We start from the raw sequence: 18,534 nt of genomic DNA, 5'->3' as shown, positions 1-18,534 counted from the left end.
TGTGCTGCTATGTTTACATCTGTACCCGGTGGAAGCCCTTCTTGCCCTTCTTCCCCATCAGACCGTCACCCGCCAGGTCAGCGGCCGTGTAGCTGACGGTGGCAGCAGGCACCTTCTCACCGTTGACTTCCACACCGCCCTGCTCCACCAGACGGCGGGCCTCCTTCTTGGAGGGGGCCAGCTTGCAGGCCACCATCAGGTCCAGAATGCCGATGGAACCGTCGGTGAGGTTCTCCTCGGTCAGCTTGGTGGCAGGCACGTTGGACATGTCGCCGCCGCCCACAAAGAGTGCCTTGGCGGCATCCTGGGCCTTCTTGGCCTCTTCCTCGCCGTGGACCAGCTTCGTGAGCTCAAAGGCCAGGATCTCCTTGGCGGTGTTCAGCTGGCTGCCCTCCCACTTGTCCATCTCATCAATCTGCTCCAGAGGCAGGAAGGTGAGCATACGCAGGCACTTGAGCACATCGTCATCGCCCACGTTGCGCCAGTACTGATAGAACTCGTAGGGACTGGTCTTGTTGGGATCCAGCCACACAGCGCCCTTGGCGGTCTTTCCCATCTTCTTGCCCTCGGAGTTGAGCAGCAGAGTGATGGTCATGGCGTGGGCGTCCTTGCCCAGCTTGCGGCGAATGAGCTCGGTGCCGCCCAGCATGTTGGACCACTGGTCGTCGCCGCCGAACTGCATGTTGCAGCCGTAGTGCTGGAACAGGTAGTAGAAGTCGTAGGACTGCATAATCATATAGTTGAACTCCAGGAAGGAGAGACCCTTCTCCATGCGCTGCTCGTAGCACTTGGCCCGGAGCATGTTGTTGACGCTGAAGCAGGCGCCCACATCCCGCAGTACCTCGATATAGTTGAGCTTCATCAGCCAGTCGGCGTTGTTGAGCATCATGGCCTTGCCCTCGCCGAACTCAATGAAGCGCTCCATCTGCTTCTTGAAGCAGTCGCAGTTGTGCTGGATGGTCTCCACGGTCATCATGGAGCGCATGTCGGTGCGGCCAGAGGGGTCGCCCACCATGCCGGTGCCGCCGCCGATGAGGGCGATGGGCCGGTTGCCCGCCATCTGCAGGCGCTTCATCAGACACAGGGCCATGAAATGGCCCACGTGGAGGGAGTCGGCGGTGGGGTCAAAGCCAATATAAAAGACCGCCTTTCCCTCGTTGATCATCTTGGAGATTTCCTCCTCGTTGGTCACCTGGGCAATGAGGCCCCGGGCCTTCAGTTCCTCGTAACAGGTCATGTTCATTACTCCTTTTATTTTTAACTTGTTCTTTTTATGTTCCTCAGGCCGGGCTCTTCTCCTGATCTCCGGAGGCCCGGACCCGCAGTACATTGTAGGTCACCACGCTGCCAATCACAATAGCCGCGCCTGCCAGGGCAAATCGCCCCACTGTTTCTCCATAAAATATTGCTACCAGGATGGGATTGAGTACCGGCTCAATGCCGGAAACCAGGCTGGCTGTCACCGGCGGGGTGGTCTTCAGTCCAATGCACAGGAAGATATAGGCCAGCGCAACCTGAAATGTCCCCAAAATGCCCAGACTGATCAGTGCCTCCGGCGGGAACTGGGTCTCCTGCAGCAGAAACGGCAGCCCGGCCAGAGCGGAAATCACATCTCCCCAGAACACCGATGCAATCGGGTCACCTTCCGGCATTTCGTTTAAGCAGAACACACCTGCATAGGCAATTCCGGAAATCAAGGCAAGGACGTTTCCCACTTGCCCTCCCATCTCCAGGCTGTCCACAAAGAAGAATAAAATCCCGCCAAAAACCACCACACAGGTAATCACATCCAGCTTTTGGGGGCGACGGTGAAACAGGATCAGGGAAAACAGCATTACAAACACCGGCGCAGTAAACTGCAGCACAATGGCGTTTGCCGCTGTGGTCATTTTATTGGCCACAGAAAACAGGGCGTTGGTTCCAAACACCAGCACCGCCCCCAGCAGTACCCAGCGGTTCATCTTTAACGGATGCCGGACCAGGGCCAGATAGGCTCCGATCACCACCACTGCGATGGCCGTCCGGCCGCCATTGATGGACATGCCGTTCCAGGGGATCACTTTGATGCACAGCCCGCCGATGCTGTAAAGTACCGCCGCCGCAAAGACAAACAAGGTTCCTCGCTTCTCCGCCGTCATTGGGACGCTCCCTCCCTTCCCAAAACAAAAGCCCTCCGTCCCCAAACAGGGACAGAGGGCATAAATATGCGGTACCACCTCTGGCTCGCCCTTGCCTCGCGGCAAGTGCCTCACGGAGTTCTGGACTCCTGCGCGATAACGGGCGCGACCGGCCATACCCTACTGCGCCTGAGCGGTTGGGGCGGCTGCTCCAAGGTGTATTCGCCGGACTCCCTCTCCCCCATTTCACCATCCTGGGGGCTCTCTGGGCAGGGCGTGGTCCGGTTACTGTTCCTTTTCCTCGCAGTGTTCAAACACTATCACAAATTTTCTTCTTTGTCAATCCCACACAATCCGGAACAGACCCTGTTCCGACTATTTCTGCAATCCAGGCTGTAAATTGCATCAAACGAAAAACACGCCGCCGCGAAAAATCGCGGCGGCGTGTACCATTTTAGGTTTCTTCTGCTCAGGAGACCACAATTAGGCCTTACCGTCGCAGCCCAGCACGTAAACCAGCTTGTGCTTGACCAGTTCCTTGATGGCAGCACGGGCGGGCTTCAGATACTCACGGGGATCGAACTTGTCGGGATGCTCGTTGAAGAACTTGCGGATGGTACCAGTCATGGCCAGACGCAGGTCGGAGTCGATGTTGATCTTACAGACAGCGCCGCGGGCAGCCTGACGCAGCTGCTCCTCGGGGATGCCGACGGCATCGGGCATCTTGCCGCCGTTCTCGTTGACCATTCTCACGAACTCCTGAGGCACGGAGGAAGAGCCGTGGAGCACGATGGGGAAGCCGGGCAGACGCTTCACGACCTCGTCCAGGATGTCGAAGCGCAGGGGCGGGGGAACCAGCTCGCCCTTCTCATTGCGGGTACACTGAGCGGCGGTGAACTTGTAAGCGCCGTGGCTGGTGCCGATGGCGATGGCCAGGGAGTCACAGCCGGTCTTGGAGACGAACTCCTCCACCTCTTCGGGACGGGTGTAGTGGGAGTCGGCGGCGGACACGTTGACCTCGTCCTCCACGCCGGCCAGAGCGCCCAGCTCAGCCTCGACCACCACGCCGTGATCGTGGGCATACTCCACGACCTTCTTGGTGATCTCAATGTTCTCAGCGAAGGGCTTGGAAGAGGCGTCGATCATGACGGAGGTGAAGCCGCCGTCGATGCAGCTCTTGCAGGTCTCGAAGCTGTCGCCGTGGTCCAGGTGCAGACAGATGGGCAGGCCGGTCTCGATGATGGCGGCCTCCACCAGCTTCACCAGGTAGGTGTGGTTGGCATAGGCGCGGGCACCCTTGGAGACCTGGAGGATCAGGGGAGCATTGACCTCCTTAGCGGCCTCGGTGATACCCTGAACGATTTCCATATTGTTGACATTGAAGGCGCCGATGGCGTAACCGCCGTCATAGGCCTTCTTGAACATCTCAGTAGTAGTGACCAATGGCATAATTACCATCTCCTTTTCTTATTTGGCGGTTCTTATTGTACCATTAACAATTGATAAATACAAGTGTTTATGTTATCATTTGGTGGAGAAAATCTATGTTAAATCTATTTTTGCCATTTGATAACAATTTAAGGAGGACGCAAACATGGAGAAATTGACTGGTGCCTGTATTATTGGCCAGTCCGGAGGCCCCACTTCCGTCATTAACGCCAGCGCTCAGGGTGTAATTCAGACCGCTTTGAAGGCTGACTGCATCACCCGGGTACTGGGTGCCGCTCACGGCATCAAGGGTGTTCTGGATGACAAGCTCTATGACATGGGTCAGGAGGATCCCGCTGAGCTGGATCTGCTGAAGTACACCCCCTCTTCCGCCCTGGGTTCCTGCCGCTACAAGCTGGCTGACCCCGACAAGGACGACACCGACTACAAGCGCATCCTGGAGATCTTCCAGAAGTACAATGTGCGCTACTTCTTCTACAACGGCGGCAACGACTCCATGGACACCTGCAACAAGATCTCCAAGTATATGCAGAAGGTGGGCTATGAGTGCCGCATCATGGGCGTGCCCAAGACCATTGACAACGACCTGAACGGCACCGACCACTGCCCCGGCTTTGCCTCTGCCGCCAAGTATATCGCCACCTCCTGCGCCGAGGTGTGGCAGGACGCCCACGTCTATGACACCGGCATGGTCACCGTGGTGGAGATCATGGGCCGTCACGCCGGCTGGCTGGCCGGCTCCGCCGCCCTGGCTTCCCTCACCGGCTGCGGTCCCGACCTGGTGTATCTGCCCGAGACCGACTTCGACATGGAGCAGTTCGTGAACGACGTTACCGCCATCTACAACAAGACTGGCAAGTGCATGGTCGCCGTGTCCGAGGGCATCCACTACGCCGACGGCCGCTTCGTCTCCGAGGCTGAGACCTCCGCCACCGACGGCTTCGGCCATGCCCAGCTGGGCGGCCTGGCGGTCAAGCTGGCCGACATCATCAAGCAGAAGACCGGCGCCAAGGTCCGCGGCATCGAGCTGTCCCTGCTGCAGCGCTGCGCTTCCCACTGCGCCTCCAAGACCGACGTGGAAGAGGCCTGGCAGGCTGGCGCCGCCGCTGTTGAGGCCGCTGTGTCCGGCATCACCGACAAGATGGTGGCCTTCAAGTGCACCCGCGAGGGCGGCTACAAGTGCGAGACCTCTTTGGAGCCCCTGGACATCGTGGCCAACTTTGAGAAGAAGGTACCCCGTGAGTGGATTAACGCCGCCGGTAACGGCATCGAGCAGCCCTTCATCGACTACGTGCTACCCCTCATCCAGGGTGAGGCCAACGCTCCCAAGGAGAACTCTCTGCCCCGCTTTGCCCACCTGAAGAAGGTTCTCACCACTGAGATGTAATTTTCCCTCAAACATGCAGCCCCCGGAAGCATAACGCTTCCGGGGGCTTTTTTCATAGTATGATGCAGATGAGTCCGCCGGACCCCTCGTTGATGATCCGCTCCAGGGTCTCCCGCAGCTTGGCCCGGGCATCGTCGGGCATTCGTTTGAGCTTGGTGTTCAGATCTTCTCCCACCAGCTCATGGAGGGATTTTCCAAAGATATTGGCCTCCCAAATCTTGGAAGTATCCCCCTCAAACTCCTTGAGCAGATAGGACACCATGTCCTCGCTCTGCTTTTCCCCTCCCACAATGGGAGAGACCTCCGTCTCGATGTCCGCCCGAATCATGTGGATGGAGGGGGCGCTGGCCCGCAGGCGGACCCCGTACCGTCCTCCCTGCTTCACAATCTCCGGCTCCTCCAGCACCAGGGAGTCGATGGAAGGCACCACAATGCCGTAGCCCGTCTGCTCCACCTGCTCCAGAGCATCCGCCACCTTGTCGTAGGAGGACTTCACATGGGCCAGCTGGGTGAGCAGCTCCATGAGGTCCCCGTCATCTCCAATCTGGAAGCCGGACTGCTGGGACAGAGTATCGTAGAACAGAGCCCGGGGCAGCTCCAGGGTGGCCGCCGAGACGCCGGTCCCCAGGTCGATGGAGGTGATGCGGGCGCCGCTGACCACCTCACAGCTCTGGAAAGAGGAGACGGTCTCCTCCACGTCCCGGATGCGGTGCAGCTGCTCCGTCCCGCCCCGGATGGCGGCGTACAGGGCCGCCTTGATGGGGTGGGTCTGGGGCAACGCGTCCACCCAGGGAGGCAGAAACAGGTCCAGCTCCTTCAGAGGGAACTCATAGAGGACGCTTTTCAGAATGTGGTTAATTTCCTCCCGGCTCAGCTCCAGACAGTTGGCGGCCACGCAGGTCACGTCGTAGCGCTGGGCAATATCCGCCCGGATGGCCTGGGCCCGCTCCGAACCCGGGTAGGCCGAGTTTAGCAGCACCACAAATGGCTTACCCAGCTCCTTCAGCTCGGAGATCACCCGCTCCTCCGGCTCCAGGTAGTCCTCCCGGGGAATGTCCGTGATGGTTCCGTCGGTGACCACCGCGATGGCGATGGTGGAGTGGTCGGAGATGACCTTCCGGGTACCCACCTCCGCCGCTTCCGTCATGGGGATCTCGTGGTCAAACCAGGGGGTGGTGACCATGCGCTCGGTCTCCCCCTCCATCTGGCCCACCGCCCCCTTGACCATGTAGCCCACACAGTCGATGAGCCGCATCTGGAAGGCCGCTCCCCCGTCCACCGAGACGGTGACTGCCTCCTCCGGCACAAACTTGGGCTCCGCCGTCATAATGGTCCGGCCAGACCCGCACTGAGGCAGCTCATCCCGGGCCCGCTCCCGGCGGTACACGTTATCAATATTGGGAATGACCAGCGTCTCCATGAACCGCTTGATAAAGGTGGATTTTCCTGTACGAACCGGCCCCACAATGCCGATATAGATGTCGCCCTCCGTGCGAAGGGCGATATCCTCGTAGATTTTGCGATCTTCCACTGCAACTCCTCCTTCGGCCTCTTTGGTCAGCCGGTAGTTTCCTTACAATCTATGAGGATAAGCTGTGGAATATAACTTTCTCCCGGGAAAAACTTGCCCAAGCAGGGGCAGGGCCCGGTCCCCCTTCGAAGGACCGGACCCTGCATTCCGGGATTTCATCCGCGTACGCCGGGGATCAGGAGCATCTTGCCCAGGGGCAGCTCCTCCCCTTCCAGCTCGTTGGCCTGGATGATTTCTTCCATGGTGGTGCCGTAGGACTTGGCAATTTCCCAAATTCCTTCTCCCTGGACGGGCAGGCGGAGCACCACCGAGGGACGGGTTCCCTCCCCCGCCGTGCGGGGCTCCCCCAGCTTGGCCTGTTCCACCGCCGCCACCTGGAAGGTGGACACCGTGAGGCAGTGGAAATCCAGGGAGAAGCGCACCTCAATGCCTCCTGCCGCCGGGGCTGCAAATACCTCTCCCGGGCAGGTACAGGTGCAGGTACAGCGGTAACCCTCCGGGCAGTCCAGCCGACAGGTCACCGGCATCATTTTCCTGAGACACTGGACCTGCTCCCCCTCGTCCAGATAGAGGATGGTCAGCCAACTCTCCACCGTGAGCAGCAGCTGTGCCCCCTCCCGGCTCTGGGTCACCTGCCCCAGACTGAGCCGGCTGGCGGCGATGCCCCGAACCATCTCCCCCGTCTCCAGAAGTTCCCGCACGGTCTGAGTGCGGATGGACTGCTCGCCAAACTGACACAGGGTCTGGGCCTTGCTGCCCACCTCCATCTGACAGGAGGTGCTGTACACATCCTGGAGCAGCGTTACCGGACGGCGGCAATGGACCTGGGCCTGGGCCAGCAGCTCCAGGGCCACCTCCAGGTTTCGGGGGTCTCCCTGCTCCGGCTCGCACCGAAGGTCGGTCAGCTCCACCCGCACCTGACAGTCCCCGTCCTCCCCGCCCTGGGGGATTTCCATCACCTGGGAGAAGGGCAGGGATTCCCGGGCGGTGCTGAGGCCGCCTCCCGCCTCCTGGAGCAGCATGGAGACTTCCACCAGTCCCTTGAAGATCAGCTTGCTGCCGATGAGCTTGCTCTCCGCACAGATGGGTGTGGCCTGGACTGCCAGCAGCTGGGGCGTCTCATTTTGGTTTCCCTGGAGGCGGATCTGGTCGGAAAACGTGAAGGGTTTTTCCTGTACAGCAGCCAGTTCATAGCTCTCCCCGTGGTACTGGCGCTGGCAGATGCCCGCCTGCTCCCCATTCAGAATGCCGCAGCACACCGGCCGCTGTACCGGCTGGCAGGCGGTGACATCCACCGCCAGATCCACCCGGAGCAGCACCTTTCTGGGGTTTAGCGCCCTGGCCTCGGCACAGCGCAGGCGTGGCTCGGCCAGCACCACGCCCTGTTCCGTCAGACCCGGTGCCTCCACCTGGCAGGTGAAGGGCAGGCCCAGCTCAATATGCCGCAGACTGCCGCCTCCCTCAGGCTGGTACAGCACCGATACTCTCACCATACCGCTGACGGTGGCCATACCGCTGCCCGCCTGCTTGCCGCTGAGTGTAGCCTGGCCGCACACATCCACAATGCGCTCAATGTCCGGGCACGCATCCGGCACGATGGACTCCAGCGTCTCCTCCTGGCACAGGGTTACCTCGGCCACCGTATCATAGCCGCAGATCATATCACGATCAAATTCCAGTTCCATGGTTGTTGTCCTCTCCCTCATCATGGTGTCAGGCCGGCGGAACGCGGCCCCGGCTTTGTAACACCATATGCCCGGAGAAAGGCATGTATGTCTCTTTTTTACTTCAATCCGAACACCTTGCGCAGCAGTCTCCGCAGACATTTGGGGGAACGCACCACCACGATACCCATGAAAACGCCTCCTCTCTCCCTTTCATTTGCCATCTTCGGCTATCCCATTATACGGGGAAGGCGCGGTCCGTGTGACAAAAAAGTGGGAGGCGCTTAAAAGCGCCTCCCACAGGAGTCATTAGGATTTCTTCTTCCGCTTCCAGTCGGGTACCGCCTGGAGCTGCTGATAGAGCCGCACATAGCTCTCATGCCGGGTGCGGGGGATGATGCCCTCCTCCACCGCCTGGAGTACAGCGCAGCCCTTCTCCTTTCCGTGGGCACAGTCCAGAAACCGACACTTGCCCAGGTAAGGACGGAACTCCCGAAAACAGTCCTGAAGCTCTTCCTTCTGGCAAAGCTCCATCCGGTCCACGTCAAAGGAGGAAAAGCCCGGCGTATCCGCCACAAGCGCCCCGCAGGACAGCCGGTGAAGCTCCACATGGCGGGTAGTGTGCTTGCCCCGGCCCAGCTTCTGGCTCACGTCGCCGGTGGCCAGGGAGAAATTGGGATCCAGCCCGTTGAGAATGCTGGATTTCCCAACGCCAGAGTTTCCTGTAAAGCAGGATACCTTGCCGGAAATCAGCTCTTTCAGCGCCTCCAGGCCCTCGCCGGTTTTGGCGCTGACCCGTAGGGTGGGAAAGCCAGCCGCGGCGTAAATCTGCTCCAGCGTCTCGCCGGAGGCAAGGTCGCATTTATTGATGCAGATCACGCACTCACAGCCCTTGTGCTCAGCAATGGCGGCCACCCGGTCAATGAGAAAGGGATCGGTCACCGGGATAGCCTCGGAGGCCATAATGACCAGCTGGTCAATGTTGGCCACAGCCGGGCGATAAAACTGGTTCTTGCGGGGCAGGATCTCCTCCAGCGCGCCGCTGCCGTCCCCCAGTGGGGTAAACCGGACCCGGTCCCCCACCAGCGGGGTGGTATTCTCCAGCCGGAGCTTTCCCCGGCCGCGGCAGGCGGTGGTGGTGCTTCCGTCGTCCACATAGTAGAAGCCGCTGAGGGCCTTCATGATGACACCTTCCGCCATCAGAAGGTTACCTCCTTTGTGGTGAACTGTACACCGTCAAAGTAAATGGTTACCGTCTTGGTCTCACCAGCTTTTCCCTTGACCGGAATGTCCACTGTGAGGTCCATGGTGGGGTCCTTGGTCTCACTGAAAATCACCTGTCCGTCCATCATGGCCTGGACATTGACCGGGCCTTCGCTGTCGGGGAGGTCCACGGTGATGGTCTTCTCCACCTCCTGGGGCTGCTTATCCGGGTCGGGACCCTTGCTCACCTGAATGTTCACTGTGGTACCCTCGGGCACCTCCGTATTGGCAGCGGGGTACTGCCCCACCACATAGCCCTCGGGCACGGTGTCGTCATAGACCAATTCTGTCTCCCCTTCCGTCAGGTTGGACAGACGGATGGTGCTCCTGGCCTTTTCCTCGGTCATGGTCTCCAGACTGGGAACCATGACCGTCTTCTCCTTGGGGCCGGAGCTAACCACCAACTGCACCTCGTCCCCTGGGGCGAGCTCGGCCCCCTCCGGCGGATTGTAGGAGATGACGTGATCCTTTGCCACGTCTTCGCTGGCCTCATAGGTGGGGTTGGCTACCTTCAGCCCCATACCAGTCAGCTTCAGATAGGCCTCCCGGTACTCCATGTTGTACACGTCTACCATTTTGATTACATCCGGGCCGCCGCTGATGGTGACGGTGATCTGGGTCACATCCTCGCCCACCTTGCTGCCTGCCTCCGGAGACTGTCTGAGAATGGTACCAGCTTCCGCCTCCTCATCGGCCACAGTCTCGCCCACCACCAGGGTAAAGCGGCCTAAAAGTTCCGTATCCTGGGCGGCGGACTCGTAGTTCTCCCCTACCACCTTGGGTACCTCATACGTAGCTGCTGGCGTAAATGTGGAAGAGAGCACCCGGGTCAGGAAGAACACCGCCCCAGCCAAAAACAGCAGAATCGCGGCCACAATGCCCACAATCACCCAGGGCGAGGTACCCGAGCGACGGTCTTCCTCCTCGTCCTCCTCATACCGACGGGAACGGCGCTCGCTGCTGCTGCGCCGCTCACCACTGCTGTGACGGGGCTGGCTGTGGGTCCGGGGTCTGGCCTCCCGGCTTCCGGAAGATGGGGTACGGATCTGTGTCTTATCGTCGTCCGGCTCTGCCTCGGGCATAAAGTCGCTGACGTTGTAATCAAAATTGATGTTGGGGTTCTTGCGGAACTCCTCCAAATCGGCCAGCATCTCATCGGCGGAGCTGTACCGGTTGTCCGGATTGGGCGCCATGGCCTTCATGGTAATGGCCTCCAGCGCCTCCGGGATGGTGGGATCGATCTCCCGGGGAGACAGGGGAATGGAATTGATATGCTGGATGGCCACGGAGACCGGGGTATCTCCCTCAAAGGGCAGCCGTCCGGTGATCATCTCATAGAGGACCACGCCGGCGGAGTAGAGGTCGGAGCGGGCGTCAATGTGACTGCCCCGGGCCTGCTCAGGGGAGATATAGTGTACCGACCCCAGGGCCTCCTGGGTCAGGGTGCTGTGGCCCCCGGAGGCCACCCGGGCGATCCCGAAGTCGGCCACCTTCACGCTGCCATCCCGCAGGACCATCACATTGTGAGGCTTGATGTCCCGGTGGATGATGCCACGGCTGTGGGCATGGCCCAGAGCCTTGACGATCTGGGTGGTAAAGTGCAGGGCCTCCCGCCAGTTGAGCTTGTTCCCCTTCTTCTGCATGTACTGCTTCAGGGTAATGCCGTCAATGAGCTCCATGACGATATACTCCAGCTCCGAGGAGCGGCTCACATCGTATACGGCCACAATATTTGGGTGGGACAGCATGGCAACGGCCTGGGACTCATCGTGGAACCGACGGCGGAACTCCGCGTCCTGGGCCAGGTCCTCCCGCAGGATTTTAATGGCTACCAGACGATTGAGCCGGTGACACCGGGCCTTGTACACCCGGGCCATTCCGCCCGTTCCAATGATCTCCAGAATCTCATATCGGTTGTCGAGTAATTTACCTATGTATTGATCCATGGTAAATCTCCTCCTCTATTCAACTTCATACCAGTTTTTCAGCGGCAGATCAGCACCGCAGTGACATTGTCCGGAGCTCCGCGGTGCAGAGCGATTTCCAAAAGCCGCTGACAGCAGCTCTCCTGTTCCCCGCCGTGAATGACCTCGTAGAGCATCTCCTGCTCAGAGACTACATTGCTCAGGCCGTCGCTGCACAGCAGCAGGGAGCTGCCCTCCTCCATCTTCTGGCGGAAGCAGTCGGCCATCAGCACCGGCTCGGCCCCCAGGGCCCGGGTAATGAGATTCTTGTGGGGGTGGTTGCGGGCCTCCTCCCGGGTCAGCTCGCCCCGCACCACCATGTCTTCCACCAGGGAGTGGTCCCGGGTCACCAGGGAGATGCCCTCCTGGGTCACATAGTAGGCACGGCTGTCCCCCTCATTGAGGACCACCGCCTCCTCCGGCCCGGCCAGAGCGGCCACCAGCGTGGTACCCATGCCCACGCACTCCTGGTCCGTGGTGGAGCGCTGGAACACCTCTCGATTGGCCACAGCCGCCGCCTGGCGCATCCGCCCCTCCCCATCGGCCGTGTCTCCAGCCTCCAGGAAGTTCCGCATGAACAGGTCCACTGCCATGGTGCTGGCCACATTGCCCGCACGGGCGCCGCCCATGCCATCGCACACCAGAGCGATGATCCGGCCATCCTCCAGCGTTCTCGCGTCAAAGGCGTCCTGATTTTGTTGTCGAACCATACCTTGATGGGTGACACCCCATACCTGCATGATACATCTTCCTCTTTTCTGCCGGAATACCGGCGCGTCCAGACCGAAGCCGCACTATTGCGGCGAATGCTCTTTCATTGCCTTTCGGCGCAGCTGGCCACAGGAGGCATCAATGTCCCCACCCAGCTTGCGGCGCACCGTCACGGTAACGCCCCGCTGCTCCAGCCGCTTTTGGAATGCGGCCACCCGCCGGCTGGGCTTCAGCGGGCTCTCCTCCACCTCGTTGAGGGGAATGAGATTCACGTGGCCGGGCATCCCCTTCAGGAGATCCGCCAGCAGGTCCGCCTGCCAGTCGGCGTCGTTTACCCCGTCGATCATGGCGTACTCATAGGAGATCCGCCGTCCGGTGGTCTGAAAATACCGGCGGCAGGTATCCATCAGAGTCTTGACTCCCACGGACCGGTTTACCGGCATGATCTTGGACCGGGTCTCGTCGTCAGGAGCATGGAGGGACACAGACAGGGTTAATTGTAACCCATACTGGGCCAGTTTGTCAATTTTCTCCACCAAACCGCAGGTGGACAGGGAAATGTGGCGCATGCCGATGTTCAGCCCCTCCGGGTGATTGACCAGGCGGAGAAACTGCATCACCGTGTCAAAGTTATCCAGAGGCTCGCCAATGCCCATGAGCACAATATTGGAAATGGGCTCTCCGCTGTCCAGCTGGGTGAAAAGTACCTGGTCCACCATCTCTGCAGGGGTCAGGTTCCGCACCTTGCCCGCGATGGTGGAAGCGCAGAAGGCACAGCCCATGCGGCAGCCCACCTGGCTGGAGATGCACACGGTGTTGCCGTGCTTGTAGCGCATGAACACCGTCTCGATGCAGTTGCCGTCCCCCAGCTCCCACAAGTACTTAATAGTTCCGTCCAGTGCGGATTGCTGCTTTCGGGCCACAACGGGGTGGGTGATGAAGCAGGTCTCACTCAGCTTCTGCCGCAGGGCCTTGGACAGGTCGCTCATCTCCTCAAAGGAGTTTACCCCGCGGTAGAGCCAATGAAACACCTGCTTGGCCCGAAACGCCGGTTCCCCCTGTTCCTTGAACCAGGCGGTCAGCTCCTCCAGGGTCATGGATTTGATGTCAACCATCCGCCTGCCCCTCCCTTCTCATGCGGCAGATAAAGAAGCCGTCCGTCCCGTGGCGGTGGGGCAGCAGCGTCACCAGGCCATCAGCCACAGTACCAACGGTTCCAGGCGGTGTAAAGGATTCTAACTTGAAGTCCTGATGCTCTCCCAGGAACCACCGGACCACCTCTTCGTTCTCCCGCCGCAGCAAAGTGCAGGTGGAATAGAGGAGGATTCCGCCGGGACGCACATACCGGGATGCGTTGTCGAGAATGGCCCGCTGTACCTCCGGAAGCCCCTTCAGGGGCTCCGGGTCCTTATAGCGGATGTCCGGCTTCTTGCGGATGACTCCCAGGCCGGAGCAGGGGGCATCCACCAGCACCCGGTCAAAGGCCCCCTCCCACTCCGGGCGGAACACCTTACCGTCCGCCGTCATGGGGGTGATAATAGACAAACCAAGGCGGTCCGCCCCCGCCTGGAGCAGCTTCTTCTTGTGGGGATGAATGTCGCAGGAGATGAGTTCCCCCTGATTTTTCATGGCAATGCCGGCGGCAAAGGACTTGCCGCCCGGGGCGGCGCAGCAGTCCAGCACCCGCATGCCGGGGCGCACCTCCGCCGCCTCCACCGCCACACGGGAGGCAGGGTCCTGGACGTAAAAGAGGCCTTCCCGGAAGGCATCCAGCCCCTCCAGGTCCCCGGTACGGGACAGAATGAGGCAGTCCGGGAGCCAGGGGTGAGGCGTGACCTCCACCTTCTGCTCTTTGAGGCGCTGCTCCGCCTGTTCCGCGGTTCCCCGCAGGGTGTTCACCATCACCGTCATGGGAGGCTGCTGGTTGTCGGCGGCCAGGAGCTTGGCCCCTTCCTCCGTTCCAAGTATCATGCAAAATTCCTTTACAAGCCACTCCGGGTGAGAGTAAAGGATGGACAGATAGGACACCGGATCGGTATTGGGGATGGCAGGCAGGCGGTCCAGGCTGCGCTCAAAGCTGCGCAGAATACCGTTGACCATTCCCGCCGCCCGGGGATTTTTACACAGCCGCTTGGTCATCTCCACCGAGCAGTTCACCGCCGCACTGTGGGGGATGCGGTCCAGAAACAGCATCTGGTAGGCCCCCAGGCGCAGGGCCTGGAGCACCTTCCCCTCCATCCGGCTCAGGGCGATGTTGGAAAACTGGGACAGATAGAAATCCAGCAGCAACTGGTTCTGGAGCACGCCGAAGCACAGCTGGGTGGCCAGAGCGGCATCCCGGCTGTCCAGTTTGGCGGCGGCCAGCTGCTTTTTCAGCACACCGTCCGACCATCCTCCCTGCCGATGGCAGGCATTCAGGGTCAAAAGGGCCGCTTCTCTGGCATCCATACCGCTCCGCCTCCTTACTCATTCATAGGCTCGGGGGACTGTTCCCCCGAATGTCAATCAATGGAAATGGGATGACCCCGAAGATAGTCCGCGGCCGCCATTCTCCGGCTGCCTGGAGCCTGCAGCTCCAGGATCCGCAGCACCATGCCGTCGCCGCAGGCCACGTCGATGCCCTCCGGCCGGGCAGCAAGTACTGTACCCGGGGCCTTTCCGGTGTGCTCCCCGGTCTCCGCCACGGCAAACACCTTCACCGGCTCCTTGGAGAAGACATCGGTGGAGGTGGCGGGCCAGGGCACCAGGCCCCGCACCTTGTTGTGGATGGCGTTGGCGCTCTGGCTCCAGTCGATGGGGGCCAGGGCCCGGGAGAGCATGGGGGCGTAGGTCACCTGAGCAGGGTCCTGGGGAGTGGCCTGCACGGTTCCGGCGGCAATTTCCTCCATCACCTTCACCAGCAGTTCCCCGCCCAGCCCGGCCAGCCGGTCGTGAACGGTCTCCACCGTCTCCTCCGGGTCAATGGGGGTGGAGACCTGGCCCAGAATATCTCCCGCGTCCAGCTCGGGCGCTACCTTCATAATAGTCACGCCCGTCTCCTTGTCTCCGTTCACCACCGCCCAGTTGATGGGGGCGGCGCCCCGGTACCGGGGCAGCAGAGAAGAGTGGACATTGATGCACCCCTTGGGGGGCAGATCCAGAATTTCCTGGGGGAGAATGCGGCCGTAGGCCGCCACCACAATGAGCTCGGGAACCAGAGTCTTGAGCTCCTCCAGGGCGCTGCCGTCCCGCAGCTGGGTGGGCTGGAACACCGGGATGTCATGGCTCTGGGCCGTCACCTTCACCGGAGGAGGCAGCAGCTTCATCCCCCGGTTCTTGGGCTTGTCCGGCTGGGTAAATACGCCGCACACCTCATGGCCGGCGGCCAGCAGGGCCTCCAGAGAGGGGACCGCAAAGTCCGGCGTCCCCATGAACACAATTCTCATTCCTGGTCCTCCTGCTCCTCCATCATCCGGTCCAGGTCCTCGTTGGTATAGAGCTTGTCGCACAGCTCGGTGTACAGGTGGCCGTCCAGGTGGCTGAGCTCATGGCAGAAGCAGCGGGCGGTGATGTCGCTGCCCTCCACCTCAAACCAGTTCCCCTTCCGGTCCTGGGCCTTCACCCGCACCCAAGCGGGCCGCTTCACATAGCCCCACATGCCGGGCACAGACAGACAGCCCTCCAGGCCGTCCTGCTCCCCCTCCCGGGCGATGATCTCGGGGTTGACCAGCTCCAGCATCTCTCCCTCTTCGTTGACAACAATGACCGCCCGGCGCAAAATGCCCACCTGGGGGGCGGCCAGACCCAGCCCGTTGGCCTGTGCCAGGGTCTCCTTCAGGTCATCCAGCAGATCGGCCAGCTTGTCGTCAAACTTGGTAACCGGGTGGCACACCTTGTTCAGGGCGGGCTCCCCCTTGGTCAAAATGGTACGAATTGCCATGGTATCGTCTCCTTATTTTCATTGCTCTCAGCTGTTATAAGGGTCTGAATCCGCATAGACGGAAACGCCCCGGTTTTCCTTGTCCTGCTGTGCCGCCCGCAGCAAAGCGGCAATGCGCTGGCGGGAACCCTTGTCCTGCCGCCCCACCAGCGTCAGCCGATAGCGGTAGCGGTTGTTGACCCTGGCCACCGCCGCCGGGGCAGGACCTAGAATCTGCCATGGCTGCTCCCCGGTCAGACAGGCCTCCAGCCCCTGGCGCAGGCGGACGCAGCAGCGCAGAACCGCCCCCTCCTCCAGCCCGGAGGCCGTGATCACCACAAGGTCGGAAAAGGGAGGATCCCGGCGCATGCGCCGCAGGGCAATCTCCTCGCGGTAAAAGTTTGCATAGTCCTGGCGGGCGGCAAAGGAAATCACGTCGTTGTCAGGGGTATAGGTCTGGATCACCGCCCGGCCCTGCTTCTCACCCCGCCCGGCCCGGCCTACCACCTGGGTAAGCAGGGAGAAGGTGCGCTCCGCCGCTCGAAAATCATCCACATACAAGGCCAGGTCGGGGGCCACCACGCCAACCAACGTGACGTTTTCAAAGTCCAGTCCCTTGGCCACCATTTGGGTCCCCACCAGGATGGGCACCTTCTTCTTTCGAAAGCGCTCCAGCAGCTCCTCGTGGGGGTGGGCGGCGGAGACGGTATCTGTGTCCATGCGCAGAATCTCCGTGCCGGGGAACAGCTCCTCCAGCTTCTCCTGCACCTTCTGGGTGCCGATGCCGATAAAATTCAGCTTCCCGCCGCAGGAGGGGCAGGCGTGGGGCAGAGGCTGGGAGTGGCCGCAGTGGTGACACATGAGCCGTCCGTTGGCCGAGTGGTAGGTCAGCTTCACCGAGCACCGGGGGCACTCGGGCACCTGGCCGCACTCCCCGCAGGACACCATCCGGTTGGCCCCCCGGCGGTTGAGGAATAAAATGGACTGTTCCCCCCGCTCCAGGTTGGTCTCCAGCTCCCGGCGGAGTAGGCTGCTGATGGCGCCGGCATTTCCGCTGCGCAGCTCCTCCTTCATGTCGGCAATGAGCACCTGGGGCAGTGCCTTCCGGTTATAGCGCTGTTTCAGGGTAAACAGCTTTAAAATGCCCTGCCGGGCCTGGTACATGGTCTCCACCGACGGAGTGGCCGAGCCCAGCACCAGCAGAGCTTCGCTCTGCACGCAGCGGTATTTTGCCACGTCCCGGGCGTGATAGCGGGGGACGTTTTCCGACTTGTAGCTGTTCTCCTGCTCCTCATCCAGCACGATGAGGCCAAGATTCTGCACCGGAGCAAAGACGGCCGACCGGGTGCCGATCACCACTCTGGCCTCGCCCCGGCGCACTCGCTTCCACTCGTCGTAGCGCTCCCCCGCCCGCAAGGAACTGTGGAGCACTGCAATCTGTTCTCCAAAGTAGGAGGTAAAAATCCGAAGGAGCTGAGGGGTGAGCACAATCTCAGGCACCAGCACCAGGGCTCCCTTCCCCCGCTCCAGGGTTTTCTGGATGAGGCGGATGTACACCTGGGTCTTGCCGCTGCCGGTAACGCCGTACAGCAGTGCCGCCTCCGGCTTTCCCGTACCCGTCAGGGCGTCCAGCCCGGAAAAGGCCGCCTGCTGCTCCTCGTTAAGCACCAGCTCCCCCGCCGGCTCCACGTCCTTAACAGTGATCCGGCGGAATACCTCCTGCTTTTCCACGGTGAGGATTCCGCTTTTTTCCAGAGATTTGATGGTGGGCATGGAGGCCCCGGTGAAGTAGCACAGCTCCTTCACGGAGGCCGCCCCCAGGGTGCACAGCAGCTGGGTCACCGAGTAGCGCAGGGGGGCCGACTTCCGCCGGGGGGTGACCATGGCCATGGCGTCCTCCGCCGGAATGGCCAGCACCGCCAGCTTTTCTGTCTTGTCCCCGATGCCCCGCTGGGCGCTGGTCTCCAGACGGGCCAGTCCCAGCCCGGTGAGGGTATGGATGGCGGGGTTTGGGTCCTTGCTGCCGAAGGCCAGACGGATTTGCTCCATGTCGCCTCCGCCGCCCCAGCTCAGCAGCATATCCAGCAGCTGCTTGGCGCTGCCGAAGCCCTCCACTGCCTCGTAGGCCTGCTCCCGGTTCAGGTCCTCCCGCAGCACCACCTGGTCCTTCAGAGAGAAGTAGAGCCCGGCGGGCAGCATGGCCTTGACGCAGTCGTAGACGGTGCAGAAATACCGCTCCCGCATCCACAGGGCCAGCTGAATCCCCTCGTGGTCCAGCACCGGCTCCGGGTCCAGCTGGGCGTGGACTGCCTTCAGGGAGGGGCCGGGCATGGGTTCTTCCCCCAGGGAGAGGACAATGCCCTCGCTGCCCCGATTGCCTGCGCCGAAGGGCACCAGCACCCGCATGCCCGGACGGAGGGTTGCCTCCAGGCCGGCGGGAACCAGGTAGTCATAGGGCTTGTCAATGGCGTAGACGGCTTTGGACACCGCTACCTTGGCCACCAGACGGCCCATATGCCTCACCTCCCCCTTTGCGGAAAGGAAAGCAAG

14 protein-coding genes are annotated in these 18,534 nt (G+C 61.2%); 1 reads left to right on the top strand and 13 read right to left on the bottom strand.

Features of this window, described 5'->3' with window-relative positions:
• Nucleotides 1–13: 13 nt before the first annotated feature.
• The 3 genes from tyrS to fba all read right to left on the bottom strand — a co-directional run bounded on the left by tyrS (nt 14) and on the right by fba (nt 3,566).
• A complete protein-coding gene (gene tyrS, locus DWX58_RS02730) occupies nt 14–1,237 on the bottom strand; it encodes a tyrosine--tRNA ligase (RefSeq protein ID WP_118641458.1) in 1,224 nt (407 codons plus the stop codon).
• A 43-nt stretch (nt 1,238–1,280) separates the two neighbouring features.
• Nucleotides 1,281–2,138, bottom strand: a complete 858-nt coding sequence (locus tag DWX58_RS02725) for an EamA family transporter (RefSeq protein WP_158579194.1) — start codon at nt 2,136–2,138, stop codon at nt 1,281–1,283.
• 462 nt (nt 2,139–2,600) lie between these two features.
• Nucleotides 2,601–3,566, bottom strand: coding sequence for a class II fructose-1,6-bisphosphate aldolase (gene fba / locus DWX58_RS02720; protein WP_118641456.1), 966 nt, complete (start codon nt 3,564–3,566; stop codon nt 2,601–2,603).
• 145 nt (nt 3,567–3,711) lie between these two features.
• Between fba and DWX58_RS02715 the strand changes: the two genes are divergently transcribed.
• Complete coding sequence (locus tag DWX58_RS02715) at nt 3,712–4,953, top strand: 6-phosphofructokinase (protein WP_118641455.1); 1,242 nt, start codon at nt 3,712–3,714, stop codon at nt 4,951–4,953.
• Nucleotides 4,954–5,005: 52 nt separating this feature from the next.
• Here DWX58_RS02715 and spoIVA read toward each other — a convergent pair whose 3' ends face one another.
• The 10 genes from spoIVA to priA form a co-directional block, all read right to left on the bottom strand.
• Nucleotides 5,006–6,484: a stage IV sporulation protein A gene (spoIVA, locus tag DWX58_RS02710; RefSeq protein ID WP_118641454.1), complete on the bottom strand. Its 1,479-nt coding sequence runs from the start codon at nt 6,482–6,484 to the stop codon at nt 5,006–5,008.
• Between the two features lie 155 nt (nt 6,485–6,639).
• The gene (locus DWX58_RS02705) at nt 6,640–8,169 is read right to left on the bottom strand and encodes an SPOCS domain-containing protein (protein WP_158579193.1); all 1,530 of its coding nucleotides are present in this window, start codon (nt 8,167–8,169) and stop codon (nt 6,640–6,642) included.
• Between the two features lie 288 nt (nt 8,170–8,457).
• Nucleotides 8,458–9,348, bottom strand: a complete 891-nt coding sequence (rsgA, locus tag DWX58_RS02700; protein WP_118641452.1) for a ribosome small subunit-dependent GTPase A — start codon at nt 9,346–9,348, stop codon at nt 8,458–8,460.
• Nucleotides 9,348–11,357 (bottom strand): Stk1 family PASTA domain-containing Ser/Thr kinase, encoded by a 2,010-nt coding sequence (gene pknB / locus DWX58_RS02695; protein WP_118641451.1) that lies wholly within the window; start codon nt 11,355–11,357, stop codon nt 9,348–9,350. The genes rsgA and pknB overlap by 1 nt, the downstream gene beginning before the upstream one ends.
• Before the next feature lie 38 nt (nt 11,358–11,395).
• The gene (locus DWX58_RS02690) at nt 11,396–12,115 is read right to left on the bottom strand and encodes a Stp1/IreP family PP2C-type Ser/Thr phosphatase (protein ID WP_199648641.1); all 720 of its coding nucleotides are present in this window, start codon (nt 12,113–12,115) and stop codon (nt 11,396–11,398) included.
• A gap of 54 nt (nt 12,116–12,169) precedes the next feature.
• The gene (rlmN, locus tag DWX58_RS02685; protein WP_118641449.1) at nt 12,170–13,201 is read right to left on the bottom strand and encodes a 23S rRNA (adenine(2503)-C(2))-methyltransferase RlmN; all 1,032 of its coding nucleotides are present in this window, start codon (nt 13,199–13,201) and stop codon (nt 12,170–12,172) included.
• Nucleotides 13,194–14,534 (bottom strand): 16S rRNA (cytosine(967)-C(5))-methyltransferase RsmB, encoded by a 1,341-nt coding sequence (gene rsmB, locus DWX58_RS02680; RefSeq protein WP_118641448.1) that lies wholly within the window; start codon nt 14,532–14,534, stop codon nt 13,194–13,196. The genes rlmN and rsmB overlap by 8 nt, the downstream gene beginning before the upstream one ends.
• A 53-nt stretch (nt 14,535–14,587) precedes the next feature.
• Nucleotides 14,588–15,511 carry a methionyl-tRNA formyltransferase gene (gene fmt / locus DWX58_RS02675; protein WP_118641447.1) on the bottom strand — a complete coding sequence of 308 codons (924 nt, stop codon included), beginning with the start codon at nt 15,509–15,511 and terminating at the stop codon, nt 14,588–14,590.
• Nucleotides 15,508–16,005, bottom strand: a complete 498-nt coding sequence (gene def / locus DWX58_RS02670; RefSeq protein WP_118641446.1) for a peptide deformylase — start codon at nt 16,003–16,005, stop codon at nt 15,508–15,510. Before def ends, fmt begins: the two co-directional genes overlap by 4 nt.
• A 27-nt stretch (nt 16,006–16,032) precedes the next feature.
• Nucleotides 16,033–18,498: a primosomal protein N' gene (gene priA / locus DWX58_RS02665; protein WP_118641445.1), complete on the bottom strand. Its 2,466-nt coding sequence runs from the start codon at nt 18,496–18,498 to the stop codon at nt 16,033–16,035.
• Nucleotides 18,499–18,534 lie beyond the last annotated feature (36 nt).

The sequence above is a fragment of the Pseudoflavonifractor sp. AF19-9AC genome, from assembly GCF_003478995.1.
In the GTDB taxonomy this organism is placed as follows: Bacteria; Bacillota; Clostridia; order Oscillospirales; family Oscillospiraceae; genus Lawsonibacter.
Note: the sequence above shows the minus strand (reverse complement) of the source record. Positions and strands in the feature narration are given on the sequence as shown.